Origin of the sequence: Alcanivorax sp. NBRC 101098 (genome assembly GCF_001010505.1) — a bacterium.
Classification (GTDB): domain Bacteria; phylum Pseudomonadota; class Gammaproteobacteria; order Pseudomonadales; family Alcanivoracaceae; genus Alcanivorax; species Alcanivorax borkumensis.
The window spans coordinates 708,926-733,261 of the sequence record NZ_AP014613.1; the positions used below are offsets into that span (position 1 = coordinate 708,926).

22 protein-coding genes and 1 tRNA gene are annotated in these 24,336 nt (G+C 54.5%); 12 read left to right on the forward strand and 11 right to left on the reverse strand.

What is annotated here, in order from left to right:
• Positions 1 to 64: 64 nt before the first annotated feature.
• The 3 genes from prfC to AS19_RS03330 are packed head-to-tail and all read left to right on the forward strand — an operon-like array spanning position 65 to position 2,417.
• A complete protein-coding gene (prfC, locus tag AS19_RS03320; RefSeq protein ID WP_035460691.1) occupies positions 65 to 1,645 on the forward strand; it encodes a peptide chain release factor 3 in 1,581 nt (526 codons plus the stop codon).
• 58 nt (positions 1,646 to 1,703) lie between these two features.
• Positions 1,704 to 2,093 carry an MmcQ/YjbR family DNA-binding protein gene (locus AS19_RS03325; protein ID WP_041705238.1) on the forward strand — a complete coding sequence of 130 codons (390 nt, stop codon included), beginning with the start codon at positions 1,704 to 1,706 and terminating at the stop codon, positions 2,091 to 2,093.
• A gap of 18 nt (positions 2,094 to 2,111) precedes the next feature.
• Positions 2,112 to 2,417, forward strand: coding sequence for a hypothetical protein (locus tag AS19_RS03330; protein ID WP_011587930.1), 306 nt, complete (start codon positions 2,112 to 2,114; stop codon positions 2,415 to 2,417).
• A 190-nt stretch (positions 2,418 to 2,607) separates the two neighbouring features.
• Here AS19_RS03330 and AS19_RS03335 read toward each other — a convergent pair whose 3' ends face one another.
• The 3 genes from AS19_RS03335 to AS19_RS03345 all read right to left on the reverse strand — a co-directional run bounded on the left by AS19_RS03335 (position 2,608) and on the right by AS19_RS03345 (position 7,633).
• Complete coding sequence (locus tag AS19_RS03335; RefSeq protein WP_011587931.1) at positions 2,608 to 4,044, reverse strand: phospholipase D family protein; 1,437 nt, start codon at positions 4,042 to 4,044, stop codon at positions 2,608 to 2,610.
• 289 nt (positions 4,045 to 4,333) lie between these two features.
• Positions 4,334 to 6,142, reverse strand: coding sequence for a beta-ketoacyl synthase (locus AS19_RS03340; protein WP_011587932.1), 1,809 nt, complete (start codon positions 6,140 to 6,142; stop codon positions 4,334 to 4,336).
• A 309-nt stretch (positions 6,143 to 6,451) separates the two neighbouring features.
• On the reverse strand, positions 6,452 to 7,633 hold the full coding sequence (locus AS19_RS03345) for an acetyl-CoA C-acyltransferase (protein ID WP_035460699.1): 1,182 nt from the start codon (positions 7,631 to 7,633) through the stop codon (positions 6,452 to 6,454).
• 324 nt (positions 7,634 to 7,957) lie between these two features.
• Here AS19_RS03345 and AS19_RS03350 point away from each other — a divergent pair, with 324 nt between their 5' ends.
• The 4 genes from AS19_RS03350 (at position 7,958) to AS19_RS03365 (ending at position 11,051) form a co-directional block, all read left to right on the forward strand.
• Positions 7,958 to 8,545: a superoxide dismutase gene (locus AS19_RS03350; protein ID WP_011587934.1), complete on the forward strand. Its 588-nt coding sequence runs from the start codon at positions 7,958 to 7,960 to the stop codon at positions 8,543 to 8,545.
• A 718-nt stretch (positions 8,546 to 9,263) separates the two neighbouring features.
• Complete coding sequence (locus AS19_RS03355) at positions 9,264 to 10,127, forward strand: hypothetical protein (protein WP_011587935.1); 864 nt, start codon at positions 9,264 to 9,266, stop codon at positions 10,125 to 10,127.
• 423 nt (positions 10,128 to 10,550) lie between these two features.
• Positions 10,551 to 10,635 (forward strand) — tRNA-Leu (locus AS19_RS03360).
• A gap of 185 nt (positions 10,636 to 10,820) precedes the next feature.
• Complete coding sequence (locus AS19_RS03365; protein ID WP_082808112.1) at positions 10,821 to 11,051, forward strand: hypothetical protein; 231 nt, start codon at positions 10,821 to 10,823, stop codon at positions 11,049 to 11,051.
• A gap of 301 nt (positions 11,052 to 11,352) precedes the next feature.
• Here AS19_RS03365 and AS19_RS03370 read toward each other — a convergent pair whose 3' ends face one another.
• The 4 genes from AS19_RS03370 to egtB all read right to left on the reverse strand — a co-directional run bounded on the left by AS19_RS03370 (position 11,353) and on the right by egtB (position 14,994).
• The gene (locus AS19_RS03370; RefSeq protein ID WP_011587937.1) at positions 11,353 to 11,853 is read right to left on the reverse strand and encodes a DUF1289 domain-containing protein; all 501 of its coding nucleotides are present in this window, start codon (positions 11,851 to 11,853) and stop codon (positions 11,353 to 11,355) included.
• Between the two features lie 172 nt (positions 11,854 to 12,025).
• Entirely contained in the window at positions 12,026 to 12,550 is a 525-nt protein-coding gene (locus AS19_RS03375) for an acyl-CoA thioesterase (protein WP_011587938.1), read from the reverse strand.
• A gap of 142 nt (positions 12,551 to 12,692) precedes the next feature.
• Positions 12,693 to 13,721 carry an L-histidine N(alpha)-methyltransferase gene (egtD, locus tag AS19_RS03380; RefSeq protein ID WP_231860940.1) on the reverse strand — a complete coding sequence of 343 codons (1,029 nt, stop codon included), beginning with the start codon at positions 13,719 to 13,721 and terminating at the stop codon, positions 12,693 to 12,695.
• Entirely contained in the window at positions 13,714 to 14,994 is a 1,281-nt protein-coding gene (egtB, locus tag AS19_RS03385; protein WP_041705241.1) for an ergothioneine biosynthesis protein EgtB, read from the reverse strand. The genes egtD and egtB overlap by 8 nt, the downstream gene beginning before the upstream one ends.
• Before the next feature lie 173 nt (positions 14,995 to 15,167).
• Between egtB and AS19_RS03390 the strand changes: the two genes are divergently transcribed.
• Positions 15,168 to 15,938 (forward strand): 3-hydroxyacyl-CoA dehydrogenase, encoded by a 771-nt coding sequence (locus AS19_RS03390; RefSeq protein ID WP_011587941.1) that lies wholly within the window; start codon positions 15,168 to 15,170, stop codon positions 15,936 to 15,938.
• Positions 15,939 to 16,025: 87 nt separating this feature from the next.
• Here the strand turns inward: AS19_RS03390 and ppnN are convergent, their stop codons facing one another.
• Positions 16,026 to 17,393, reverse strand: a complete 1,368-nt coding sequence (ppnN, locus tag AS19_RS03395; RefSeq protein ID WP_035460705.1) for a nucleotide 5'-monophosphate nucleosidase PpnN — start codon at positions 17,391 to 17,393, stop codon at positions 16,026 to 16,028.
• Positions 17,394 to 17,810: 417 nt separating this feature from the next.
• Here ppnN and AS19_RS03400 point away from each other — a divergent pair, with 417 nt between their 5' ends.
• Positions 17,811 to 18,026 (forward strand): hypothetical protein, encoded by a 216-nt coding sequence (locus AS19_RS03400; RefSeq protein WP_011587943.1) that lies wholly within the window; start codon positions 17,811 to 17,813, stop codon positions 18,024 to 18,026.
• Positions 18,027 to 18,195: 169 nt separating this feature from the next.
• On the opposite strand, the gene dinB is transcribed toward AS19_RS03400, so the two are convergent.
• Positions 18,196 to 19,311, reverse strand: a complete 1,116-nt coding sequence (gene dinB / locus AS19_RS03405) for a DNA polymerase IV (RefSeq protein ID WP_011587944.1) — start codon at positions 19,309 to 19,311, stop codon at positions 18,196 to 18,198.
• A 173-nt stretch (positions 19,312 to 19,484) separates the two neighbouring features.
• Here dinB and AS19_RS03410 point away from each other — a divergent pair, with 173 nt between their 5' ends.
• Positions 19,485 to 21,098 (forward strand): FAD-dependent monooxygenase, encoded by a 1,614-nt coding sequence (locus AS19_RS03410; protein ID WP_046961693.1) that lies wholly within the window; start codon positions 19,485 to 19,487, stop codon positions 21,096 to 21,098.
• A gap of 78 nt (positions 21,099 to 21,176) precedes the next feature.
• Here AS19_RS03410 and AS19_RS03415 read toward each other — a convergent pair whose 3' ends face one another.
• Both AS19_RS03415 and AS19_RS03420 read right to left on the reverse strand, forming a co-directional pair.
• A complete protein-coding gene (locus AS19_RS03415) occupies positions 21,177 to 21,986 on the reverse strand; it encodes a putative RNA methyltransferase (protein WP_046961694.1) in 810 nt (269 codons plus the stop codon).
• A 152-nt stretch (positions 21,987 to 22,138) separates the two neighbouring features.
• Positions 22,139 to 22,480: a helix-turn-helix domain-containing protein gene (locus tag AS19_RS03420; RefSeq protein ID WP_035460989.1), complete on the reverse strand. Its 342-nt coding sequence runs from the start codon at positions 22,478 to 22,480 to the stop codon at positions 22,139 to 22,141.
• 107 nt (positions 22,481 to 22,587) lie between these two features.
• Between AS19_RS03420 and AS19_RS03425 the strand changes: the two genes are divergently transcribed.
• Positions 22,588 to 23,358, forward strand: coding sequence for an SDR family NAD(P)-dependent oxidoreductase (locus AS19_RS03425; protein ID WP_046961695.1), 771 nt, complete (start codon positions 22,588 to 22,590; stop codon positions 23,356 to 23,358).
• Positions 23,359 to 23,379: 21 nt separating this feature from the next.
• Positions 23,380 to 24,042: a cupin domain-containing protein gene (locus tag AS19_RS03430; RefSeq protein ID WP_046961696.1), complete on the forward strand. Its 663-nt coding sequence runs from the start codon at positions 23,380 to 23,382 to the stop codon at positions 24,040 to 24,042.
• The last annotated feature ends 294 nt before the right edge of the window (positions 24,043 to 24,336 follow it).

Consider the following 24,336-nt stretch of genomic DNA (forward strand, 5'->3'; position numbering starts at 1 on the left):
GAAATCAGGCCGCGAAGGCTGTTATACTCGCGCCCTCGAAATATCCAGTCAGAGATTGAGCCCCATGAGCCTGCAAGACCAGGTGGCCACGCGCCGCACCTTCGCGATCATCTCGCACCCGGACGCCGGTAAAACCACCATTACCGAAAAATTGCTGTTGTACGGAAACCTGATCCAAAGTGCAGGCACCGTGAAAGGCAAGAAGTCTGGTAAGCACGCCACCTCCGACTGGATGGAGATGGAGAAGGAGCGGGGCATTTCCGTGACTACCTCGGTGATGCAGTTCCCTTACAAGGGTGCCACCGTCAATTTGCTGGATACCCCAGGCCACGCGGATTTCTCTGAAGATACCTATCGCACCCTCACTGCCGTGGATTCGGCATTAATGGTTATTGACGCTGCTAAGGGTGTGGAGCAGCGAACCGTAAAACTGATGGAAGTGTGTCGCCTGCGCGATACCCCGATTCTCACCTTTATTAACAAGTTGGATCGGGATGTGCGCGATGGCATCGACGTGCTGGACGAAATCGAGGACGTACTCAATATTGAGTGCGCCCCGATTACCTGGCCCATCGGCATGGGCAAGAGCTTCAAGGGTGTTTACAACCTGCTCACCGACACTACCGTGCTCTACAAGACTGGTCAGGGCCATACTGTGCAGGATGTGCGCGAGGTTAAGGGCCTCAACAATCCGGAGTTGGATGAGGCGGTGGGCACCGACTACGCTGAAGAACTGCGCGACACCCTGGAGCTGGTGCAGGGCGCCAGCCATGAATTCGACCTAGAGCGTTTTCTGGCCGGTAAGTTGACCCCGGTTTTCTTCGGTACGGCTCTGGGTAATTTCGGCGTGGATCATATGCTCGATGGCCTGGTGCAGTGGGCGCCGCCGCCCCAGCCCCGTGATGCTACCGCTCGCACGGTAGAGGCCGATGAGCCCAAAATGACCGGTTTCGTGTTCAAGATCCAGGCCAATATGGACCCTCGTCACCGAGACCGCATTGCCTTCATGCGTATTTGCTCGGGCACCTATCGAAAAGGTATCAAGCTCAAGCAGGTGCGTACCGGTAAAGATGTGCGTATTGCCGATGCCCTGACTTTTCTGGCCGGTGAGCGCGATAATGTGGAAGAAGCCTTTTCCGGTGACATTATCGGTTTGCACAACCATGGCACCATCCAAATCGGTGACACGTTCACCGAAGGCGAAGAGCTTGCCTTCACCGGCATTCCGCACTTCGCGCCGGAATTGTTCCAGCGGGTGGTGCTCAATGATCCGCTCAAGAGCAAGCAGCTACACAAGGGCCTGACTCAGCTGGCTGAAGAAGGCGCGACCCAGGTATTTTTCCCGCTGCGTAATAACGATGTGATTCTTGGTGCTGTGGGCTCGTTGCAGTTCGATGTGGTCGCCGCGCGCTTGAAAGGGGAATATGGCGTCGATTGCCGTTATGAACCGGTCAGTGTAGCGACAGCCCGGTGGGTTGAGGCCGATAGCGATAAAGAGTTGGCTGCCTTTGAACGCAAGGCCCATGACAATCTGTCCCGGGATGGCGCCGGGCATCTGACATACCTGGCGCCGACGCGGGTTAATCTGCAACTGGCACAGGAACGTCATCCGGATATCCGCTTCCGCGAAACCCGGGAAATCTGAGGGCAATTGTTGCCGTAACCTTATTGACGGCGCGTCTGGATAAAATCGGGTGATCGACATGGATGTTGATGTGGTACGAGATTATCTCTTGGGTAAGCCTGAAGCATTGGAAGACTTTCCTTTCGGCCCGGATGTGGCGGTGATGAAAGTGCGCGGCAAAATGTTTGCCACGCTGGGTGAGGAGAGCGGTGAAGGGCGCATGAACCTGAAGTGCGATCCGGACCAAGCGCTGGCACTTCGAGATATTTTTGCTGCGGTACTGCCTGGCTACCATATGAACAAGAAACACTGGAACACCATCAAGCTGGATGGCTCTATTCCTGAAGGAGAAATCCAGCGCATGATCGATCACTCTTTTGCGCTGGTGGTCGGCGGCTTGCCGAAAAAAGTGCGCGAAGGCATGGCCGTGCGCCATGGCCGTGAGTCACTCTATGGCGGCCAGCACTGAACAGGTAGGGAGAAGGCAATGGCGGTGGGTATCGGTGGCGTAATTATTATTTGGTTGGGCCTAACCATGGGCGCGGCGATGTTGCGGTGGTTGGGTGTGGCGCTGCATTACCCCGCTCGACTGGCGGCGCCGCTCTTGTTGGCGGTGCTAGAGACTGTGCTGTTCCTGTGGTTTGTTCCCGGTACAGAATTGCTGCCGCAAAGCTGGGGCTGGCCCATGGCCGGCGGTTTGGCTGCGGCGGCCTGGCTGATTAATGGTGTGGTCAGTGGGCTGGATTGGCACCGTAACCGGCCGGTGAAAGACGCTAGGGTAACGGATAACTGAGTTGTCGGCGCGTCGCTGGTGGCGCGATAGCCAAACGGTTAAAGCAAGCCTACAACAGAAGAGACAGAAATCACCGGGAAAAGAAAAACCATCCACGCGTGCTCTGTGCGCTCCATATGCTCTGTGGTGAAGTGCCCTTGATCTTGCTGCTTGATCGCGCCAGCGACGCGCTTACAGCGCGGGCTTTGCATTAAAAACTGCTCCACCCGGTAAATTCCATTCCCCGATACAGCCAGTACTTCCACTGCGAATCGTCCGCATACACCTCATAGTCCGTGCTGTGTTTTTCATGGAAGCGATTTTCCCAGCGCCGTTCGAAGGTGTCAGCGGCCTGTTGCATGATGGCCTGATCCGGTGCGGCGGTGAGACGAACGTTGCTTTCCAGATTCAGATTATCCAAATTGCGGCGAGTGTAGTTAGCGGAGCCAAGAATGAGCTCAGCGCTGTTGGTGTTGCGCCGTAGTAGCATCTTGGTGTGGCATTGTTCCCCTTGAGTATTACACCAGCGCACCGGTATCCCGGCTTTGTGTAATTCATGGGCCACCTGACGGTTGGGGATGCCGTTCTTCTCTCGCCCAAACGCATCCTTGTTAGGGTCGAGCAGTACGCGGAGCTGTACGCCTCGGTGGTGTGCGGCTAGCAGCGCGTTCACCAGTGGGCGATGGGATAGGTAGAACACGGAAATATCGACCTGATCTTCCGTTTGACTGTGCTCAAGGGTGGTGAGCAGGGCGTCGCGAATGGCCCCTTCGGTAAGCATTTGCAAATGTGTATCGGCCGCAGGATTGGCTGGTTGTGTGGGTAAAGTGGGTAACGTTGGCAAAGCGGTGTGGGCCAATTTTGCCACGGCCAGTTCACTGGCGAGTAGGTCGTTAACGGCATTGCCCTGAAATCGTAGCCCGATATTGCTGTGGGCGCTGCTGCCATCGTGGGCATTGGCGGAGGTTACCAGTGCGGTCCAGTGTGCGCCTTCATCCACCAGCAGGGTTTTACGGTGGTTGGCCTTGAAGTTAAGCAGCGTTAGGTAGCTGCGTAGCGTTACCTTGCCGGGCCCCATGGGGTTGGGCAGCCAGCCCTTGTTGGCGTTGTTGCTCAGCCACTGGCAGCATACTCGCCACAGTCCGGACCAGCTGGGGTTGGAATCGCGTAGGGTGGGGAGCGGGGTGGTAATGACGGTGATGTTGGCGTTTTTCAGGCGTGCCAAAGGCTTGTTGTGCAGCCCACCGTAAAGCGTGTTGATGGGATCGGTAATGACCACGATGGGCATATCTGGGTGCTTGTCGCGCTGGATTAGCAGGGCATCGATTAGCTCCCCGGACAGCGCGCGGTAACTTTCGCTGCCGGCGCCCTGAAAATCATTGAACAGGAACATGTCGACTACGATCATTTTTTCCGCCTGCCCAATCAGCCGGAAGAATTCGTCAAAAATATGCTGGCGGCTAAGCCGTTGGCTGCCCTCACCTTCATCGCTTTCCCAGGTATCGTCCACCAGCAGTTTCAACCCGTGTACCGCATGCAGGTCGCCCTTGAGCGACAACCCTGCGGGCATGGGTTTATAACGGTGCCACAAGGCGGTGCTGGCAATCAGGGCGAGGAGAATCAACAGGGCGAGTTTCAAGCGGGTCATGATTGGTCCATAGCATGCAGTGAGGCAACCTTATCAGGTAACCAAGCTAAACGCCGTAGGTCCAAAGTTGAAAAACCCTCCAGGGTCCCTTGCGGTCCATCTCTCATGTTATACCGTGCCTTATTCTGTAAAGAAGGCTGCCATTGGGCTGAGCATGGCGCTACCGCATCGCACCACCCGTGTTGGCAGCGCTGGGCCTGTGCGGCTTTTGAGGTGCCGGTTCGTTAAGGGGTTATCCTCGCGTTGACGGCAAGCGATGTGAGGCATCGCTTGCCGCATAAAGGCACAATTATCGATTGAGTTGGTAATCAGCGAGATTACTATCGTCATCAAACTCCATGATCGTGCCGCCGTTGAGCTGTACGGCTTCCCGGCTCAGTGTCACTGCCTCGTCGCCGAGCACGCCATCGTTGAATCGATAAATTGGCCGCGGCGTCTCGTTGAGGCAGTGGTTACGGAAGCGGCTTTTCGCTTCCAGCACGTTTTCCCGGCGGCTCTCCCAGCGGGCCATGGCTTGGGCTCCATGGCGCTGTTGCAGCATCTCCCGGGTTACTGACGGCGCCAGAGCCACGGCGGTGGCGTTGTTGCCGCCAAACCCTTTGGCGTTGATCAGGCTGGCCTGCAGGTTGTCGTGCTGGACATGATCCATGGCGAAATCTAGGTGCTGGCGGTGCACGTCATCGGCGATATGGTCGATGCTACGGATGCCGGGGATCTGGTTATGGGCAAAGCTGCCCAGGGCCGCGGCCAACTGATCACCACCGGAGCTGCCCAGAGAATGGCCAACAAACGCTTTGATGGCGGTCACTGGCCACTGTCGGATACCGAAGGCCTCCGCTACTCGGTCCAGGATGACCGATTCAGTTACCCGATTCTGTGGCGTGCCGGTGCCGTGAGCGTGTACGAAACTGTGTTCACGTAGCCCCTGCTCGCCGATGAGTTGGCGGGTGAGGGCTGCGGCTTTGCCCACGGTTAGGTAGTTGCCCACGCCGGGAGCGGAAATGGATTTCTTGGCGCCGTCGGCGTGAATGAATACATCGGGTACAGCGCCCAAGATGTCGACGCCGAGCTCCAGTGCCAGGGCATCATCCATCAGCACGGTGAATTGAGCGGACTCGGCCATGGTGAAGCCACAATTCCCGGAGAACGGCCGGCAGGCCCGGGTCAAGTCCGCCGTGGACGCGCCGTCCAAGGCGGCCAGTGCCTGGTCTTCCGCTAAGGCGCCCATGGCGCGGTAGCCTTCCATGATTTCCGGTACCAGCGGTGCTTCGCTAGTGCCGATAATGGCGACCCGCACTCGACCATTGCGAATGGCGTGGACGCCCTTTTCCAAGTTGTAGAGGAAGGTAGCACAGGCGCCCAGCATGCCACCGGTGGTGCCCACGGAATGCAACACATAGGCATTGAGGAAATCGGCGGTCATTTCCCCCAGCCCCAATGGCACTTGTTTGGAGGTGATGCGTTGGCCGTTGGGAGGAAAACGCATTACCCCGCCGAGGCCATTGTCATCCATCTGCGACATGGCATTGCTGGCGTACACGGCCACCTGATCGGGGCGTACATGGGCGGCTACGGTTGCCCAATCGAGGCCCAAATCGCCTAATGCATCGCTGATCCCGAAAATGGCCATTTGCAACGCGCGGGGGTGGCTGCGCGACGCGTACAGGGCGCCGGGGTCGAAACCGTCCGGCAACTGGCCAGCGGCACTGACCCGGCGGGGGGTATCGAGGGGCACGTGCAGCCCTAGCCCGGCAGGTAAGGTGACGTGGCTGCGGCGCTTGTCTATAGCATGGACCTGCCAGCCCGGCGCCAGGCTATCAGGCAGATCCATGTTGCGCATTTCCAGGGTGATAGGGGAATCGCTGGTGCCCGCGAGCGCGCCGTGGAGTTGGTGGCTATCGGGGAGCGCTCGGATCAGGGTGCGCGCCAGCACGCTATCCTGGTCTGCGCCGGTAAGCTGGTTCAGCGAATTCAGCGTGTCCTGCTGCTGAGAGGGATTCAGCGCGTCGAAAATAAGCCTTTGAAAGGCGAAATGCTGGGCGCTGCGGCCTGCCGCATTAATGCCGCCCATGGCGGTGATAACGGGTAATGCTGACATGGTGCTCCCGGGGCTCTGCTTCTAACATGATGACTAGTGAGTCAGAGTACAGTGGAAATCCGGGTTTGCGTATACGTGGCAGAGCGAATTCGGTCAGGAAAGTGCAACAGAGTTTGAAAGTGAAAGGGGATGTTTCGGGATGAGGCTCGGCAGTAATCGTTGTTGGGAGCGGTGGCTCGGGCGCGATTGCCGGTGACGCCGGCCCCGCTTTTCGCTATGGGGCATTGCTCCTGCGGTACGCCGGGTTATTTTTATATACATAAAAAAACGGGGCCTGAAGGCCCCGTTTGCGTCTGGCGTACTTACACCTTACACCAGCTCAATGGCCACTGCGGTGGCTTCACCGCCGCCAATGCACAGGCTGGCCACACCGCGTTTGCCGCCGGTGCGCTTGAGCGCGTGGATCAAGGTGAGAATGATGCGTGAACCGGTGGAACCCACCGGGTGGCCCAGGGCACAGGCGCCGCCGTGAATGTTCATCTTTTCGTGGGGAATGCCAAGATCCATCATTGGCAACATCGCTACCATGGCGAAGGCCTCGTTGATTTCGAAAAGGTCCACATCGTCCACACTCCAGCCCACTTTCTTCATTACCGCTTCGGTGGCACCAATCGGGGCAATGGTGAATTCGCTAGGATGCTTGCTGTTGGTGGCATGGGCGAGGATGCGCGCCAGTGGCTGCAGGCCACGCTCGTTGGCAACGGATTCGCTGGCCAGTACCAAAGCCGAACCGCCATCAGAGATGGAGCTGGCATTGGCGGCGGTGACGGTGCCGTCTTTGGCGAAGGCTGGACGCAGGCTAGGGATCTTGTCGATCCGGGCGTTAGCCGGCTGTTCGTCGGTATCGACCACTGTTTCACCCTTGCGGGTCTTCACGGTCACCGGCACGATTTCATCCTTGAACCAACCATTGTCGACTGCGGCATTGGCCCGGTTTAAGGATTCGATGGCGTAGTTGTCCATGTCTTCGCGGGTGATACTGCGCTTGTCGGCCACTTCCTGGGCAAAGGAGCCCATCAGACGGCCAGTTTCTGCATCTTCAAGGCCATCCAGGAACATGTGGTCCATAACTTGACCATGGCCCATGCGCATGCCGCCGCGCGCGTTCTCCAGCAGGTAAGGGGCGTTAGTCATGGACTCCATGCCGCCGGACACCACGATTTCGTTGGTGCCAGCCTTGATGGAGTCGTAGGCGAACATGGTGGCTTTCATGCCGGAGCCACACAGCTTGTTGATGGTGGTGGCACCGATGCTGTCTGGCAAGCCGGCCAGGCGCATGGCCTGGCGGGCTGGGCCTTGTTTCAGGCCAGCGGGGAGCACACAGCCCATGATGACTTCCTGCACGTCTTCAGGTTTCAGACCCGCACGGGCTACGGCTTCGCGGATAGACGCGGCGCCCAGTTCCGGGGCGCTGACAGCGGACAAGGCACCCTGGAAACCGCCCATGGCGGTACGGGCACCGTTTACAATCACTACGGCATCATCAGACATGTTTTTCTCCTGCCAAACAGTTGAAGGCGTTAACAGAACGCAAAAGAAACGTCCCGGAACGTAAAAATTGGGGCGCATTGTACTTGAAACAAGGGCATTGCGCCCCATTTGACAAAGACCCGCCGGTCACAGGTTGCTGGCAAATGATAGGCTCTGTCTATGATGACGAAAGGCAAAGCCATGCCAGAGTAGAGAACACGACCGGTAGCTTGTTATTATCGTTTGGCCGTAGACGACCGGCAGGTTGTCTGCGGGGAATTTCTGCCCGTTGTTGTGAGCAAGCAGCTGTGAGCAATGGGACAACATGATGTCAGGGGACAAATTATGGCTTTTGAATTACCGCCGCTTCCGTTCGAGAAAAATGCACTGGAACCGCATATTTCTGCCGAGACGCTTGAGTACCACCATGGCAAGCACCACAACGCTTACGTGACCAAGCTGAACGACATGGTTGCCGGCACAGACAATGAAGGCAAATCCCTGGAAGAAATCATCAAGAGCGCCGAAGGCGGTCTGTTCAACCAGGCAGCGCAGGTGTGGAACCACACGTTTTACTGGAACAGCCTGAGCCCCAATGGCGGCGGCGCTCCTAGTGGTGATCTGGGCGCAGCCATCGACAAGGCATTTGGCTCTTTCGACGAGTTCAAAGACCAATTTAATGCTAAAGCGACGGGCAATTTCGGTTCCGGCTGGACATGGCTGGTAAAAAACAGTGATGGCAGCTTGGAAATCGTTAACACTGACGACGCGGACACTCCCATTGCCCACGGCAAGGGCCAAACCCCGCTGTTCACCGTAGATGTTTGGGAACACGCGTATTACGTGGACTACCGCAATGCCCGTCCTAAGTATCTGGAGTCCATCTGGAACCTGATTAACTGGGATTTCGCCGCTAGCAACTTTGCTGCTTAAACCCGATAGGGTAAGCCTGATGGTGCTGTCAAAGGTACCATTTGAATTACAAAAAAGGCCGCTTTTGCGGCCTTTTTTGTGTCTGTATAGGTGGCCATTTAAGGGTAGGTTTGGTGGTGTCCTACCCGCTCGGGATGATTGTCGCTAAGTGATCGTCGGCCTCATGATAACGATGACAAAACGGGAGTTGTGTGCGTTTTATTGGATTGATAATGTTGCTCGCAGGCTGTGAACAATGCCGGCTATGGCTACCGAATCAGCCTGTGATAGGCAAGTACTGCAAACAATGAGCATTGGTCTTAATTAGGTGAAAACCTAAAATAATAGGCTATAGAGGTCCTTGCAGATGAATGGGCGCGGACACCGTTTGCAAAGCCTGTCATTGGCAATGGGGAGCGTGAAGTCGCATGATAGCGCTGTTTTTGCGTCTCCATAAAATCACCAACGCTAATGATGAAAAGGTAGTGGTTCTCGTGGTTTGGGTCATCGGTTCCGTTCGTCCTTAGGAGACTCTTCTGCCGTTAGTCAAAATGAAAAGGCAAATACGGGCTGAGAGTGAGGGCTTATTTCGCCACCAAGCCGCCATTGTTCGAAAAGTGGCAGAGTAAGAGTGGATGTTCGCTTGAAGCGTATCGAGTAAACGAAAAATAGAGGCCGTAAATGGTCTTTTTGTATGAGACTTGGAATATTTAGTCGAGGCTCTGATTAGGATTGTGGAATGACACGAGATCGTGAAGTGAATCTTGGTGACCTGGATGGTGTGACGGTTGATGCACCAGGGACAACCCCCTCCCTTTCGGCTTCTCCGGGTGGAAGGGACAAAAAAACGCCACCGGGAAGAAAAAAAACGGCCCCTAAGCCGCAAAAGCCGACCCCTTCAGGTGGTGGCAATGGCGGCTGGATGGCTGCTTGTCTAGTACTGATGGTGCTGATTGCGGTGCTTGGTGTTTGGTTCAGTAAGCAAGTGGCGGGTTTACAAGCGCAGTTGGATAGCCGGTTGACGGAGTCCAGTGAGAAGATGGGCAATCTCCAGTCCCGCTTATCGGCTACGGACGAAACGCTTAATCAGTCGTCCGGTAAATTGCTGGAGACGGTGCAGTCCTATGGCAAAAAGCTAGCAGCCAATGAGAATGAAATCCGCAAGCTGTGGGACGTGAGCAACACACTTAATAAAACCACGATTGCCAAGCAGCAAAAAGCATTGAACGCATTGTCTTTGTCGGTGAAAGAGGTGAAGAAAGGCCAGGCTGGAGTGGATGGAAAATTAAAAAGCATTAGCGTTGATGCGGCTGCGCTTAAAAAACAGATGGAAAGTGCCGTGGCAGCAGTCAACAAAAGCAGCGATCAATGGCAGAGTCAGATCGGACAAATGCAGACTCGAATGGAAGTGTTGGTTGACAGCATCAAGCAACTGGAGCGAGAGCAAATTAACCTGAAAAACGGGTTGGCCAAGGTGGAAAAGGCCCAGGGCAAGATTTCGGCGCTGGATGCCTCTGTCGATGATTTGGAAGCTGCAATTGCGGCATTTGATGCCTATCGATTGCAGGTCAACAGCCGGCTGGATTCATTGGAAGGTCGTTGATCGTTTAACCTGGCATGGACTGTTTCTCCGAGGGGTGGGCAGTCTGAGTGACAGATTTAAATTTAAAGAACCCTAGCCCAAAAAATGTTCTGCCATGGTCAGAATATAGCTCTGTTTATTTCTCTAGGCCGGCAAACTTGTTAGTCGTTTTGTAAGATGCCACTGCCAACCGTTTTTCAGGTAGAGGCCTGGATGGGACGGTGCCGGTGTAAGGGGGGCTTGTGCTCACTCAGCGTCAAGCTGCTCTCAGCTTGTCTTTTAGAAGACAGCACAAACAAGCGATTTTCCCCTGGGCAGGCAGCAAAATTGAGTGAGAAAAATCGACAAGGGTCTGCTGGCGCATTGCCGTATCCCGCGCAGCAGTTTAATAGGTTGCAAGAGGGCTGGTAATTGTCAGCGAGCCTGCTAGAATAGCCGCCCATTGCGCCAGTGGTGGAATTGGTAGACACGCCAGATTTAGGTTCTGGTGCCGAGAGGTGTGAAGGTTCAAGTCCTTCCTGGCGCACCATCACAAAGAAAGGCCGCAACAGCTTGCTGTTGCGGCCTTTTGCGTTATGGGGGATTGGCGGGCGTCTTGTCATCTATGATTTCTTTGTGCCTACGGGGTTTGAGCCGCTGTCAGATAAGCGGTCAGTTCTTGCCTTGTGCTTGTCTGGTTGGATGGGTACAACCATAGGAGATCCTGATGGAGGCATGATGCACGACAGCCGCGATGAAAAACTCAACCACAATTCTCACGGGGACGAATCTGACTCACCAAAACCGCGAGTATTGGAAAAAGAAAAAGTGCTGTTATTGGCTTTGGCCTTGCTGGTGTCGGGGGCTTTGATATTGGGGGTCTTTGCCCATTCGGAAGGCATTGAGGCACGCACAGCGTTAAAAGATATCCGCTCAACACTGACTGACGCGGCGAATTCCCTGTAATCCTATCGTTACCTCGCCTGCTGTGTTGGGCGCGTGTAAGTGCAACGCCGACTCCACCATTAAGGGGCCGAACGCGGTCAAATCTTACGCATTGGGGGCCAACCAATTATCACGTTCACAGCGCTGTCTGCCTGCAGGTTGGTTGTGCCTAAAATTTTCAACAGATGTCGTATTCCAGCGTGCCCCCACAAAAGGTTGATACGGTTAAAGTGTATCGATAAATGTTTTCTTTAGTTGTGACGGGGGAGTTCAGGTTGGCACAGGGGATTGTTTTCTTGGTAGTTGAAGTACATGCCTGCAGTTAGATCAGCCCTTTCTCCCGAGCGGCTTGCTCTGTGAGTTCGGCGACCAGGGTTACTGGGCGGGCATAGGCGCGGTCGTAATGGGCCTGAGATAGGGCATGACATTCTGCGCTGATCTGATCGTACAGCTGTCGCGGGGTCATCGTGTCGGTGGGGGGAAGGGCGCGCAAGCCAAAGTGCTCGTAGGAAATAAGTTTGGAGCCGGCAGCTTTGAGTAACTCCGGCACCCAGCCCTGAGGGGACAGTTGGGTTTGGTAGCGTAGATTTTGGAAATCCAGCTCGGCGGCTAGACGCTTCGCATCTGTTACTAAAAAATAGTTGTCCACGACTTGGCACAGCAACACATCCAGCCGTCGCCAAACAATGCTTTTTTGTTCGTTGGTGTAGCCATTCCAATGCACTACCTCGTGGCTGAAACGACGACAGCCACGGCAAACCGTATCACCGAAAACGGTGGAACAGACGCCTATGCAGGGGGTGTGGATTCGATTTGCTGCCATGAAGGAATGCTAACAGAAAACCCTGGTTCTGGGAGAGGCGTGCCGGTCGGTTGCTGGTAATTTGAGCGCTTGGCTGAGCATGGCGTAACGCCATGGCCTACATTCACTGTCTGACTATTCGCTGGGTAATATGTCTGCCCCGTGTTGTTGCTTATAGCTTACAGCGGGGCTTCTAGCCATTTTCCGTCAACCGTCGCTTGGTCTGCAGCAATAGTTTCCATTGCTCTACATATTCAGGCAAGGGCGGCGAGGTCAGATTCATTCCGGTCATTTCTTGTACGGTCTGAGGGCTGACGGATTTGCCACCATAAACGTTGGCCACACGCAGCAGGGCATGGGTGTGCAGTTTGCGCTGGGACTCGAAACGTTGATCGTAGTAAAGGTATTTTTCGTCCCAGCCAAGAACTTGGGTGTGAAGCTGGAAGTGCTGATAAGGGCGTAGTTCGCGGATGTAAGCAATTTCGGTATTGGCCACCACGCCGTTGCAGCGAGCTTCAAACATACGATTGAGTAGCCCAGTAACCACGGCGTGTTCCAGCCGGCTGCGATCCATGAACTTCAGGTATTTTGCATTGTTCAGATGCATGTTCAGGTCGATATCCAGCAGGCCAACCCGGAACTCCATGGTGACCACATCAAAAAGCTGGTGCGTAGGCGGCCGTTTACGGCGGCGCGCAGCGCTGATCAGTTCAAGCATCCGATTTCCCTATGCCACGGTTATCGCCGCAGCCCCTCTTATATTATCGTTGGAATACACGCACAGAAAAACGCGGTCCAGTATAACGATACTGGATCGGGTTCACACTATTAGCCTTGGTGGGGGGCTACAGCTTTTACGTTCAGGCCTGAGCAAGGTGCAGACTGAACAGGTTTTGTGGGTCGGTCCAGCAGTTTAATGGCTTAAAGCCGGCAGCGATCAACTCAGCACTGAAGCTTTGTTCTGTGAATTTGTAGGAATTCTCGGTATGGATGCGCGTGCCGCTATTCAGAATGAGGCTGCGTTCGCCGAGTTGGATGTGCTGGTCGCACAGGCACTCTAAGTGCATTTCGATGCGCTGATGGTCGCTATTATAGAAGGCGACATGGCGCATGTTGGCCGTGTCGAACTGGCAGTCCAATTTGCGGTTCAGGTGATGCAGTGCGTTCAGATTGAACGCCGCTGTGAGGCCTTCGGCATCATTATAAGCAGCATTCAGCTGTGTATTCGCTTTCTGTAAATCCGCACCAATCAGCAGCGCACCACCGGCTCCGGCCAGATTATGCAGCCCCTTAAGGAAATCGGCTCGGGCGGAGGGCTCGAAATTGCCAATGGTGGAACCGGGGAAAAACACCACCTGGCCCGATTGTTTCAACGCGTCGGGCATGGCTATGGTTTGACAGTAGTCAGCGCATACGGCGCTGATGTGTACATTGGGGAAGTCTCCGGCCAGTTGTCGTGAGGCATCAAGCAGGCATTCGCGGGAAATTTCCACCGGCATGTAGTGACGGGGTTGCCAAGCATCCAGCAGCAGGCGCACTTTTTCACAACTGCCGGCACCGGGTTCGGCGATGATTTGTGGCTGCCCAAGGCGCGCGTGGATTTCTTCGGCGTAGTCGGTAAGCAATCCGGTTTCCGTGCGGGTGGGGTAGTACTCGGGGCTACGCGTGATGCGGTCAAACAGGGCCGACCCGGTTTCATCGTAAAAATACTTGGGGTGCAGGGAAGGGTTAGCGCCCGACAAGGACTGGCTGACTTCGGCAAGCATGTCTTTGGTGGGGGGGTACAAATCATAAAAGGTCAAATTGGGACGAAGCTGTTGTTGGTTCAACGGGGTCTGTTGATGCTTCATCATCGCCTCGATAGAAAATGCAGTATGTTGTTCAGGCATGCTTCGTCCTCGGGTTGCTGGCGAGTCGAATCCCACTGAATTGCCAGCGCAAATGGGGGTAGAAAAAATTGCGGTAGCTGGCGCGCAGGTGGCTGGCGCTGCTGGCGCAGGAACCGCCGCGCAGTACCATTTGATTACACATAAACTTGCCGTTGTATTCGCCCACGGCCCCGCTTTCGGCTTGAAAGCCCGGATAGGGCAGGTAGGCGCTGGCGGTCCATTCCCAAACGTCGCCAAATAAGTGAGAAAGGGCTGAGTTACGGACCGTACCGGGCTGGAACAGGCCCTCGTCGGCAAAGTTGCCGGCGATCGCTTGGGCGCGGGCAGCATGCTCCCATTCCTGCTCTGTGGGCAGCCGCTTGCCTGCCCAGCGGGCGTAGGCGTCGGCCTCGTAGTAATTCACATGGGCAAGAATCTGGTTATCAGCAAGCGGTTGTTCACCGGCCAGAGTGAAGTGGTGGCTCAACGCTGCGTTCCAGTACAGCGGGCGTTCAATACCTTTCTGTTGCACCCAGCTCCAGCCATCGGAGAGCCACAGGTCTGAATTGCGATAGCCACCATCCTGAATAAAGGTGCGAAATTCTCCCTGGGTAACGGGCCGATTGGCTAATTGAAATGGTTCTAGCCAAGCCTTGTGCCGGGGAGTTTCATTATCGAACGCGAAGCCGCTATGGGCGCCAATGTCCACCAGTCCTCCTTCGAAGCACTGAAACGTTAGCGCTGGCGTGCTTTCGTTGGCCTGATTCGTGGTGTTGATGGGGCGGCTGATACGCGGTGATAGTGGGTTGAAAGAGAGGCTGTATTTCAGATCTGTGAGCAGCAGTTCCTGGTGTTGTTGTTCGTGGTTGATGCCTAGCTGCATTAGTCCATTGAGGTTATCGGTCTGCGTTAGCAACGTGTCTATGGCCGCGTCTACCAGATGGCGCCAGGCCATTACCTCGTCGTTGGTGGGCCGCGATAGCAGGTGTCGCTGGGGGCGAGGGTACTGTTCACCGATGCCGTTGTAATAACTGTTAAAGAGGTATTCGAACGCGGGGTTGTGTGGCCGATAACCTGGCAGGTGCGGTTTGAGCAGAAAAGTTTCAAAGAACCAGGTGGTATGTGCGAGATGCCAGCGTGGCGGGCTGGTCTCCGGGCAGGCTTGCAGGCCCATGTCTTCGGCGAGCAGGGGGGCACATAATTGCTCGCTGAATTGTCGGGTTCGCCGGTACGTGGCGGCGAGCCAGGAGGTATCGTCCTGTTTGGCGGTATCTGGCAAGGCTTTCCCTCCCATGCCGTGGGCCACTGTGCGGTCATAATGAATAATGACTGCAATGACGCAATCTCACCTTAAAGCAGTCCTGGTTTGAGCGAAAGTAACAATGAGTCGCTTGGCAGGGCTGGGTATACTCCGGGTAATGTTTTATAGATCCGTTACCTTTCTACCTTTCACAAGAAGGAGAGCATATGAATATTACCGATAAAGTGGCCGTGATTACTGGTGGTGCTTCAGGCCTGGGCCAGGCGACAGCAGAAGCGATTATTGCCAAGGGTGGCAAGGTCATGATTTTTGACCGTGACGACAAGCGCGGCCCGGAAGTCGCGGACCAGCTTGGTGATAATGCTGCCTTTACCCAGACTGACGTGACAGACGAAGCTTCCGTGAAAGCTGCCGTGGATGCCACGATGGCTAAATTCGGTGCCATTCATGTGTGCGTGAATTGCGCTGGTGTGGGCTCGGCCATGAAAGTTGTGGGCCGTGAGAACAAGCCCCATGACCTGGGTGTGTTCAACATGGTGGTGCAGATCAACCTGGTCGGCACTTTCAACGTGGCCCGTCTCGCGGCAGCTGCTATGGCTGAGAATGAGCCGGATGAAGACAATGAGCGCGGCCTGATTGTGAACACTGCGTCTGTGGCTGCATTCGATGGTCAGGTTGGCCAGGCCGCTTATGCGGCAACCAAAGGTGGCGTGGTCGGCATGACGCTTCCCATCGCTCGTGATTTGGCTCCGCTGGGCATTCGTTGTAACACTATCGCCCCAGGTATTTTTAATACCCCGTTGTTGAATGCGGCACCGGACAAGGTGAAACAGCCGCTGATCGAAATGACTCAGTTCCCGAAGCGCTTGGGACACCCTAAGGAATACGGTCAGCTAGTGTGTCACATGATCGAGAACACGTTCCTTAACGGTGAAACCATCCGTATCGATGGTGCTATCCGTATGCAGCCGCGGTAACAAAAGACGCAACATGCGTCATGGTACCCGCAACACAAAAAAGCCCCGCTTTGCGGGGCTTTTTTGTGTCAATGTAGCCGCTACCTGTTAGCTCACTAACTCATAGCATGGTTCGTAATGGCTGCCAGGCAGTTTCATGCGTTGTTGTTCTACAAAAGCTTTAAGTAGCTCGTCCAAATGAATCATTAGCGCGTTAGGGGCGTGAAGCTTGTAGGGGCCGTGTTTTTCTATGGCCTGAATTCCATGCTCTTTAACATTACCGGCGACGATGCCGGAGAAGGCACGGCGCAGGTTGGCGGCCAGTTCGTGAACCGGCTGATCGGTGCTAAGGTTCAACGCTGCCATGGCCTCGTGGGTGGGCAAGAAGGGGTGCTGAAATTCCAGCGGCACATTAAGGCGCCAATTAAAGTAAAAGGCATCATCATTATCCCGGCGGAATAAGGTTAAGCGGTCCATGCCGTGGCACATGTCCAAAGCCACCGCTTCCGGATCATCAATAATGATTTTATAACGTTCCGTTGCTTTTTCACCCAAGGTATAGCGAATAAAGGCATCGACTTGCCGGAAGTAGTCGGCGCTGCTGGCTGGGCCGGTGAGCACCATGGGCAGCGGTATATCCGCATTGTCTGGGTGCAGCAGTACGCCTAATAAATAAAGAATTTCTTCGGTGGTGCCAACCCCGCCGGGAAAGATAATGATGCCGTGGGCCAGTCGCAAAAACGCTTCCAGTCGCTTTTCGATATCCGGCATAATGACCAGCTCGTTAACGATGGGGTTGGGCGCTTCGGCGGCAATAATGCCGGGCTCGGAAATGCCCAGATAGCGGCCTTCTTTTTCCCGTTGTTTGGCATGAGCCACGTGCGCCCCTTTCATGGGGCCTTTCATGGCTCCAGGGCCGCAACCGGTGCAGATGTCTTTGTGCCGTAGCCCTAGCTGGTAGCCCACGCTCTTGCTGTAATCGTATTCGTGGCGTGAGATGCTGTGCCCGCCCCAGCAGACCACGATATTCGGCGATGACCCGGCTTTAAGTACCCCAGCGTTACGCAGAATATGGAACACTGCATTGGTAATTCCTTCGCTGCTGGTCAGGTTGAAACGGTCATTGTTTTGAATCTCGTTGGCCACGTAAACGATATCGCGCAACACCGCTGATAGGTGCTCGCGGATACCGCGAATCATGCGCCCGTCCACGAAGGCGCCAGCAGGCGCATTGTCCAGTTTTAGGCGTAGGCCACGATCTTCCTGAATCACTTCAATTTCAAAGTCGTGATAGGTTTCCAGCACCTGTCGGCTGTCGTCGGTGGGGGTGCCGCAGTTGAGCACGGCCAGGGCGCAGCGGCGCAGTAAATCGTGTAGCCCGCTACCGGAGGTGTCGCGCAGGCGCTCCACTTCATGCTGGCTAAGCACTTCCAGGCTGCCTTCCGGCGCCACAATGGTCGATACCGTTTCGGTCATAGGGTCGGTCCGTTGTAAATCGTCAGGTATTTTAAGACACACATAGCGTTCTTTTGGAGCGTCTCTTTCTGAGAGTCCCGAGAGAGTACCGTAGTCCGGGTGACAAAGGAGTAGTTGGGGTGGGAAACTCGGTTTCAACCAGGGGCAAACCTGGGCGGTTGCGTTTGTCGGTAGGCTGTGATTTTTACATTTCGGCCGGGAACGACGTGATGACACGTGCGTCGGATATAAATATCGAGGCTGATACGGGTTTTCAGAACTCTGTGTGCAAAGCTTTCCCGACACAAGCAGTACGATCGGTTACATTGATCTACGACAAGCCGTTGTCATCGAATTGTCGTCATTATCAATCAGGCTTGATCAGTTTCTAGGGCCGCTGAATAGGCCCTTGTAGAGAGTGAGACTTAGGAGCAAAGCATGTTGCTCAAATATTTGAACCAACTGGAACAGGCCGTTAGAGCGGCTTGCGAGCACCCAGACTCGGCTACGGTCACCTATTGCGCCGATTGTGTCGCTACGCTGGATGCCTATTTAGATGGGCAAATGGAGCCGGTACAGCGTCGTGGCCGAGAGTTGATGGATGGGCTGATCCCGGCGGATTTGCATGACAGGGTTTGTCTGCGGGTGCACTAAGGACGCAACACGAGGCGCCTATCTACACGCTTGGCCTTGCTGCCAGCCAAGGGCGTAGGGAGCTGCGCGTTGAGTTTATGAGCGCTTAATACAGAAGGCCTCTTAATACAGAAGGCTTTGTTTTCTGTAGGGCTGTGTGGTTGGTTCGTGTTTTGAACTTTTAATGGCTTCAAAGCTTATTACGTTGGTTGTGCATAGCCTTGTCCCTTTCTTCCGGGAACAGATCTGGTTGCTGGGGAGCTTTCAGGTCGCGTAGTCGAGCACCGATGCCCAGTAGCCTGGCGGGGCCTTCCCGACGTTCCCATAACTGGCAAAACAAGGCTTCGAAATGGGCCGGCTCCAAGTCGGTGCCGGCCTTGTCACAGCTCATGCTGATAAAATCCTGATACTTTACTTTGGCGGTTAGCCCGCTGATCAGGTAATGCTGGTCCAACTTGGCAAACCGCTCCTTTAACTTTTCAAGCAGCCCCTCCAGCTCTCTCAGCCAGTCGGTGAGGGTGGGCTGATCCTTTTCGTAAGTACGTTCCACAGAAACGGACTTGCGTCGCCGGCCTGTCTGGATCGGGCGGCTGTCTTCTCCCCGGCACAGATGGTAAAGGCGCTCTCCAAAACTACCGAAATGTTGACCTAATTCCAGACGGCTCAGCTGTTGCAGGTCGCCACAGGTTTTCAGGTTCAGTCCTTTCATGCGCTCGCCAGTGACCCGGCCCACCCCGGAAATTTTCCCAACAGGCAGGGCTGTCACAAAGGCTTCAACCTGGGCTGGAGGAATCACGAACAATCCGTCGGGTTTGCGCCAGTCGCTGGCCACCTTGGCCAGAAATTTATTAGGGCCGACGCCGGCAGAGACGGTAATCCCCACTTCCCGGCGAACATCTAAGCGTAATGCTTGAGCAATCCGTGTGGCGCTGTTCTCGAATTGTTCGCTGGTGCTTACATCTAGATACGCTTCATCCAGGGACAGGGGTTCAATCAGACTGGTATAACGACGGAAAATATCATGAATCTGGGTTGAAACTTTGCGGTATTTATCGAAATTCGGAGGCACAATAACCAGCTCTGGGCAGCGCCGTAGAGCCTGGGATGAGGCCATGGCCGAATGCACACCAAATTGCCGGGCCGGGTAATTGCAGGTGGCAATCACGCCGCGCCGGTGTGGGTCGCCGCCTACCGCCACGGGTCGGCCGCGCAACGCAGGATCATCGCGCATTTCCACGGCGGCATAGAAGCAGTCGCAGTCCACGTGGATAATTTTGCGCACCGTCGGTGTTGCAGGTTGTGCCATGATGAACTCGGGTCAAACGTTGCCGTGTTGGCGCGGCTGTTGCAGGCGCTACCCATGGGTGTGCCCAAGCGCGCCGTCGAACAAGCCGGATTGCCCCGGGGCCTTTATGCCAACCGGGAGTGACATAAGGAGAGTGTACCATCGCCGTTACCGAGAACCGCACAGCGCAGGTATTGATTGTTGGTGCCGGCCCTACTGGGTTGGCGCTGGGTATTGGTTTGCGCCGTCATGGCATTGATTGTTGCATTATTGACAGGCTGGATGCGCCATCGCCGTATTCGCGCGCCTTGGGGTTACATGCTCGAACGCTGGAGATTTTCGATGCGCTGGAGGTGCTGCCGTCGATTCGTAAGGTGTCGAGGCGGCTCAAGGCGGTATCAGTGTATGGCGATAAGGGTTTTCTCTTGGAGTTGGATCTCACCACTTTGAAAGCGCCATACCCGTGGGTGCTCAGTTGCCCGCAATCCGAGGTGGAAACCGTGCTGATTGATCGTTACCGGATGCTGGGGGGGGAATTGATCCGCAGCGCGGAGCTGCTGGATTTTCGTCAGGATGGTCGCGGCGTCGAGGCGCGTATTCGTCAGGGTTCGGATGTGCAGAAGCTGCAGTGCGAATTGCTGGTCGGTGCCGATGGTGTGGGTTCTATCGTCCGGGAACAGCTGGGCATTGGTTTCAATGGCGTGGATTATAAGGAACATTTCCTGTTGGCGGATGTGCTCTGGGAGGCCCCTTGGAGTAATGATCGCTCTCACGGGTTCCTGCAGGAAGAAGGCTTGTTATTGGCATTGCCGCTGCCGCAGGGCTGGCGGTTGATTATGGCCCGTCGCGAGCCGCCGACATTGCCGTTAAGTTTAGCTCTCTTCACTGAACGGCTCACGTCGATTCTGGGGGAGGCACCGAATCTGGGTGAACCCCGTTGGCTCAGCCAGTTTTCCGTGCAGCGCCGGCTGGCCCAGCATTTTCGCCGCAACCGGGTGTTTCTGGCCGGGGATGCGGCCCATGTGCAAAGCCCGCTGGGCGCACAAGGGATGAATACGGGCCTGGCTGATGCCTTCAACCTGAGCTGGAAACTGGCGTTTTATCTGAAAGGATTTGGGCAGGGCGCTTTGCTAGACAGTTATGAGCAGGAACGGCGCCCGGTGGCGGAGAAAATGTTGTACGGCGTGGACATGCTATCGCGGGCTTCATTGGTGAAGTTGCCGATGCTGCGACGCAGCCGGGATTCGCTGCTGAAACTGGCGGGTAGCCGTCGTAATATCTCCAGTCGTTTGTTGCGCACTGCCAGTCAGTTGAATGTGCACTATCGCAACTCGCCGCTGGTTACCTATGGCCCGGAAGCGGATGTTGGTTGGCGGCATCAAGGGCCGCTACCGGGGGATCGGCTACCGGATGCGGCGCTGAAATCCGTGCGGACCGGGCATCTGCATCAGTTGCATGGCTTGCTGCGTAAGCCCGTGCATCATTTGTTATTGCAGCTGAGTGAGAGTCCTGAGCATAACGAGCGGCTGGTGATGTATGCGCTGAGTGAGCGACTCGGGCAAGAGTATCGCGAAAGCGTGCATCTGACCGTGATTGCGGCGCGTGCCACCGCCGATGATGACGTGCCCCGTGAAGGCACCACCCGTATCTGGCGTGACCATGAGGGCGAGTTCGCTAGCGCCTTTGGCGATAAAGGCCGGCTTTGGTTGATGCGGCCGGATGGGCATTTAGCGTACCGGGCACCGGTGAGCAATGCGGATGATTTGCTGGGTTATCTGAGGAGAGTGGTTGGGAAGGCTAACAGCTGAAACGAAGAAGGAGCGAGGTATTTCTCGTTAGCCCCAAAGGCGTAATCGGACACCTCACTTTATCGAATACGAGAGCGACTACGCCACACGCCGCCAGCGTTGAATCACAAAATGCCCGTTCATGGGCTTGCCCGCGAGGGTGCCAATGCCAGCCTTAGCTTCGGGCCGTGCGCGCCAATGGTGAGGCGTCATAGCGAGCAAGTTGCGCAGTTCTTCTTCTGACTCGGGTATCCACTCGCAATGCAGGGTCTCGCTGGAAAGTAGCTCAAAGCGATTATCTAGAAACTTGCTCGCATCAAAGCCACTCTGGCGCACATCGTCATAGAGGGCTTCGCGTAACGGTAGCAGGTGCGTTTCACCGGTGCCCACAACCATTAACTCCCCGCCAGGTTGCAGCACCCGGGCGATATCATCCACAAACAGGCGAGTGAACAGTACAAACACTCGTTGCTGGCTGGCATCAAACAGAGGCAGGCGAGCGCCGCTCGCCACCAGCCAAGTGACTCGCTTGTTACGCTTAGCGGCGGCATCCACGGCGAACTTGGAAATATCCACGCCCACACCATTCACTGCCCCTAGTCGCTGGGCAAACTGATCGCTGTACCAGCCTTCACCGCAGCCAATATCTAGCCAAGCGGGCTCTTCATCTGGCAGGTGGGCCAGCAGGGCGTCTGCTAGCGGCTGATAACGGCCCAATTCAAGAAATGACGTGCGCGCCTGCACCATGGCTTTGTCGTCCCCAGGAGAACGGGAGCGGCGTTGCTGTGCTAGTAACAGATTGGTGTAGCCACGTTTGGCGCGGTCAAACTGGTGACCGTTATCGCAGCGCCAGCTGTTATCGGAAAGGCGAAGGGCTTGCTCGCAACTAGGGCATTTGAGTGTAGGCATAGCGTACCGTGTTCAGAAGCGTGATGCCGGCAGTGAACCACAGGGCGCAGGGAAAAGGTAGGGTGAATGGGTGAAGCGCGGCAACCCTAAACTAGGGTGGTGCGCAAACAGGGTGTTGTGGATATTCGAATTAGCGACCTTCGATTGCTCAGTTATATTTGTTTTTCAATTGCACGCTGTAGCTTTTCAAGTTCATCTAAAATCCCCATGAACTTTTCGCCAAATACAGTAACCTTGTACTCAACTCTAGGAGGTACTTCGTTATAAGAAACGCGCTCAAGAATGCCGAACTCTATATTTCTTTTTAAGCACTGATTAAGCACCTTTGTCGTTAAGCCTTCAACGCTACGGACCATTTCTCCCGGCCTATTAATACCTCTGGCAAGTAATTGGTATACGGTAAGAGACCATTTGCAGCCATAGATTGCCTCAACCATCTGGGCGCTTTTGTGTGGAGCCTCTGTTCTTGAGAATTTTTTTTCTTTATCTTTCATGAAGATATACCCAAAAGTGCCTACCTTACCCAAAGGTGCTTACTTTCTTATTGTCTCAATGATTGTCTAAATTGTCTCTATGAAATAACACCTCTAGGAGATATGACATGAAAAATTCTAGTATTGCTTTGATTATTGGTGGATCCAGTGGCATAGGCCTGGCAACCGCAAAGCAATTAGTCGCTCAGGGTATCAAGACGGTAATTTTGGGAAGAAATGAGGCGAAGCTGAAAGCGGCTAAAGCAGAGCTTGAGACCATTGCTAATAGCGATGCGGTAGAAACAATAAAGGCTAATCTCTATGATCAAAGTGATGTAGATGCCGTTAATAAAAAAATAAACAACGAAGACCGGCACATAAAATACCTTGTAAACGCTGCGGGATATTTTAACCCTAAGCCATTTGTTGAGCACACAGTAGATGACTATGATACTTATTCTGTAATAAACCGCGCTATGTTTTTTATCAGTCAATCCGTCACAAGGAACATGATCGATAACGGTGGTGGGGCTGTTGTGAATGTTGGTTCTATGTGGGCTAAGCAAGCGATTAAAGCAACACCTTCTTCTGCGTACTCAATGGCTAAAGCTGGTTTGCATGCTTTAACGCAACATATGGCAATGGAACTCGCTGAATACAACATTAGAGTTAACGCCGTCTCTCCTGCGGTGGTAAAAACGCCCATTTATGAAGCATTTATTGACCCCGCGGAAATGGATGATGCCTTAGCAGGATTTAATGACTTTCATCCGATCGGTCGAATAGGGTCACCCGATGATATTGCGAATAGCATTATGTTTCTCTTAAATTCTGGATCCAGCTGGGTAACTGGCGCTATTTGGGATGTAGATGGGGGCGTTATGGCGGGTAGGAACTAAAAAATAGGTTAGGCGCGCAACATGACGATACGAATAAATGCAGATTTTTCACAACGCATCGTGGTTCAACCTGGTGACTATCACTGGGTTGAATCCCCGATGCCGGGTGTGCAACGAATGATGCTCGATAGGGTGGGTGGCGAAACTGCACGTGCCACATCGATCGTTCGCTATGAGCCTTTTAGTGAGTTCTCGCCACATATTCATTCCGGTGGAGAAGAGTTTTTTGTGCTTGAAGGCGTGTTCTCTGATGAGCATCAACGCTATGGCAAAGGCAGTTATGTACGCAACCCTATTGGCTCATCACACACCCCTAAAATCGGTAAGGAGGGGGCGACTATTTTCGTTAAATTGCAGCAGTTCGACGAAAAAGATACAGAGCAAAAGGTGATCGATACTCAAACGCAACCATGGTTTCAGGGGCTAGTCGGTGGCCTAAAAGTGATGCCATTGCATGAATTTGAAAGTGAACGCGTCGCTTTGGTGAAGTGGGCGCCAAACACACAATTTACTGCTCATCAGCATTGGGGTGGAGAAGAAATTTTTGTGTTAGAGGGTACTTTCCATGATGAGCATGGACGCTATCCTAAAGGCTCATGGCTACGTAGCCCTCATCTAAGCCGGCATAGTCCCTTCACCAAAGAAGAGGGGGCTTTGATTTACGTAAAGACGGGGCATCTGTAACTATAATGCCGCCAATTTTTCGACTCATTGAAGCGGCGTATGTTTAGCCTGGGTAAAATAATGACACTTTATTGGTTGTTATTTCGCCGATAAATAAACGAGATTTGAGCCGAGAATTTTACTTTCACCGTTTCAGGATAGGATGAATTCCGTGATTCTTCAGTGATCGCTTGAGGGAAAGCTGTAAGGACATTTTGGCGTTGCCAAGCACGGCATTAGTATTAGGCTGGCCTGCGAGGTCTATCGCATCAAGTGAGGTTACCCCGGTGAGCTCAATGTGACCATGGCCCTGAA

Coding starts and splice junctions, on each gene's coding strand:
- prfC (WP_035460691.1), top strand. CDS start 65: ATGAGCCTGCAAGACCAGGTGGCCACGCGCCGCACCTTCGCGATCATC.
- AS19_RS03325 (WP_041705238.1), top strand. CDS start 1,704: ATGGATGTTGATGTGGTACGAGATTATCTCTTGGGTAAGCCTGAAGCA.
- AS19_RS03330 (WP_011587930.1), top strand. CDS start 2,112: ATGGCGGTGGGTATCGGTGGCGTAATTATTATTTGGTTGGGCCTAACC.
- AS19_RS03335 (WP_011587931.1), bottom strand. CDS start 4,044: ATGACCCGCTTGAAACTCGCCCTGTTGATTCTCCTCGCCCTGATTGCC.
- AS19_RS03340 (WP_011587932.1), bottom strand. CDS start 6,142: ATGTCAGCATTACCCGTTATCACCGCCATGGGCGGCATTAATGCGGCA.
- AS19_RS03345 (WP_035460699.1), bottom strand. CDS start 7,633: ATGTCTGATGATGCCGTAGTGATTGTAAACGGTGCCCGTACCGCCATG.
- AS19_RS03350 (WP_011587934.1), top strand. CDS start 7,958: ATGGCTTTTGAATTACCGCCGCTTCCGTTCGAGAAAAATGCACTGGAA.
- AS19_RS03355 (WP_011587935.1), top strand. CDS start 9,264: ATGACACGAGATCGTGAAGTGAATCTTGGTGACCTGGATGGTGTGACG.
- AS19_RS03365 (WP_082808112.1), top strand. CDS start 10,821: ATGATGCACGACAGCCGCGATGAAAAACTCAACCACAATTCTCACGGG.
- AS19_RS03370 (WP_011587937.1), bottom strand. CDS start 11,853: ATGGCAGCAAATCGAATCCACACCCCCTGCATAGGCGTCTGTTCCACC.
- AS19_RS03375 (WP_011587938.1), bottom strand. CDS start 12,550: ATGCTTGAACTGATCAGCGCTGCGCGCCGCCGTAAACGGCCGCCTACG.
- egtD (WP_231860940.1), bottom strand. CDS start 13,721: ATGCCTGAACAACATACTGCATTTTCTATCGAGGCGATGATGAAGCAT.
- egtB (WP_041705241.1), bottom strand. CDS start 14,994: ATGGGAGGGAAAGCCTTGCCAGATACCGCCAAACAGGACGATACCTCC.
- AS19_RS03390 (WP_011587941.1), top strand. CDS start 15,168: ATGAATATTACCGATAAAGTGGCCGTGATTACTGGTGGTGCTTCAGGC.
- ppnN (WP_035460705.1), bottom strand. CDS start 17,393: ATGACCGAAACGGTATCGACCATTGTGGCGCCGGAAGGCAGCCTGGAA.
- AS19_RS03400 (WP_011587943.1), top strand. CDS start 17,811: ATGTTGCTCAAATATTTGAACCAACTGGAACAGGCCGTTAGAGCGGCT.
- dinB (WP_011587944.1), bottom strand. CDS start 19,311: ATGGCACAACCTGCAACACCGACGGTGCGCAAAATTATCCACGTGGAC.
- AS19_RS03415 (WP_046961694.1), bottom strand. CDS start 21,986: ATGCCTACACTCAAATGCCCTAGTTGCGAGCAAGCCCTTCGCCTTTCC.
- AS19_RS03420 (WP_035460989.1), bottom strand. CDS start 22,480: ATGAAAGATAAAGAAAAAAAATTCTCAAGAACAGAGGCTCCACACAAA.
- AS19_RS03425 (WP_046961695.1), top strand. CDS start 22,588: ATGAAAAATTCTAGTATTGCTTTGATTATTGGTGGATCCAGTGGCATA.
- AS19_RS03430 (WP_046961696.1), top strand. CDS start 23,380: ATGACGATACGAATAAATGCAGATTTTTCACAACGCATCGTGGTTCAA.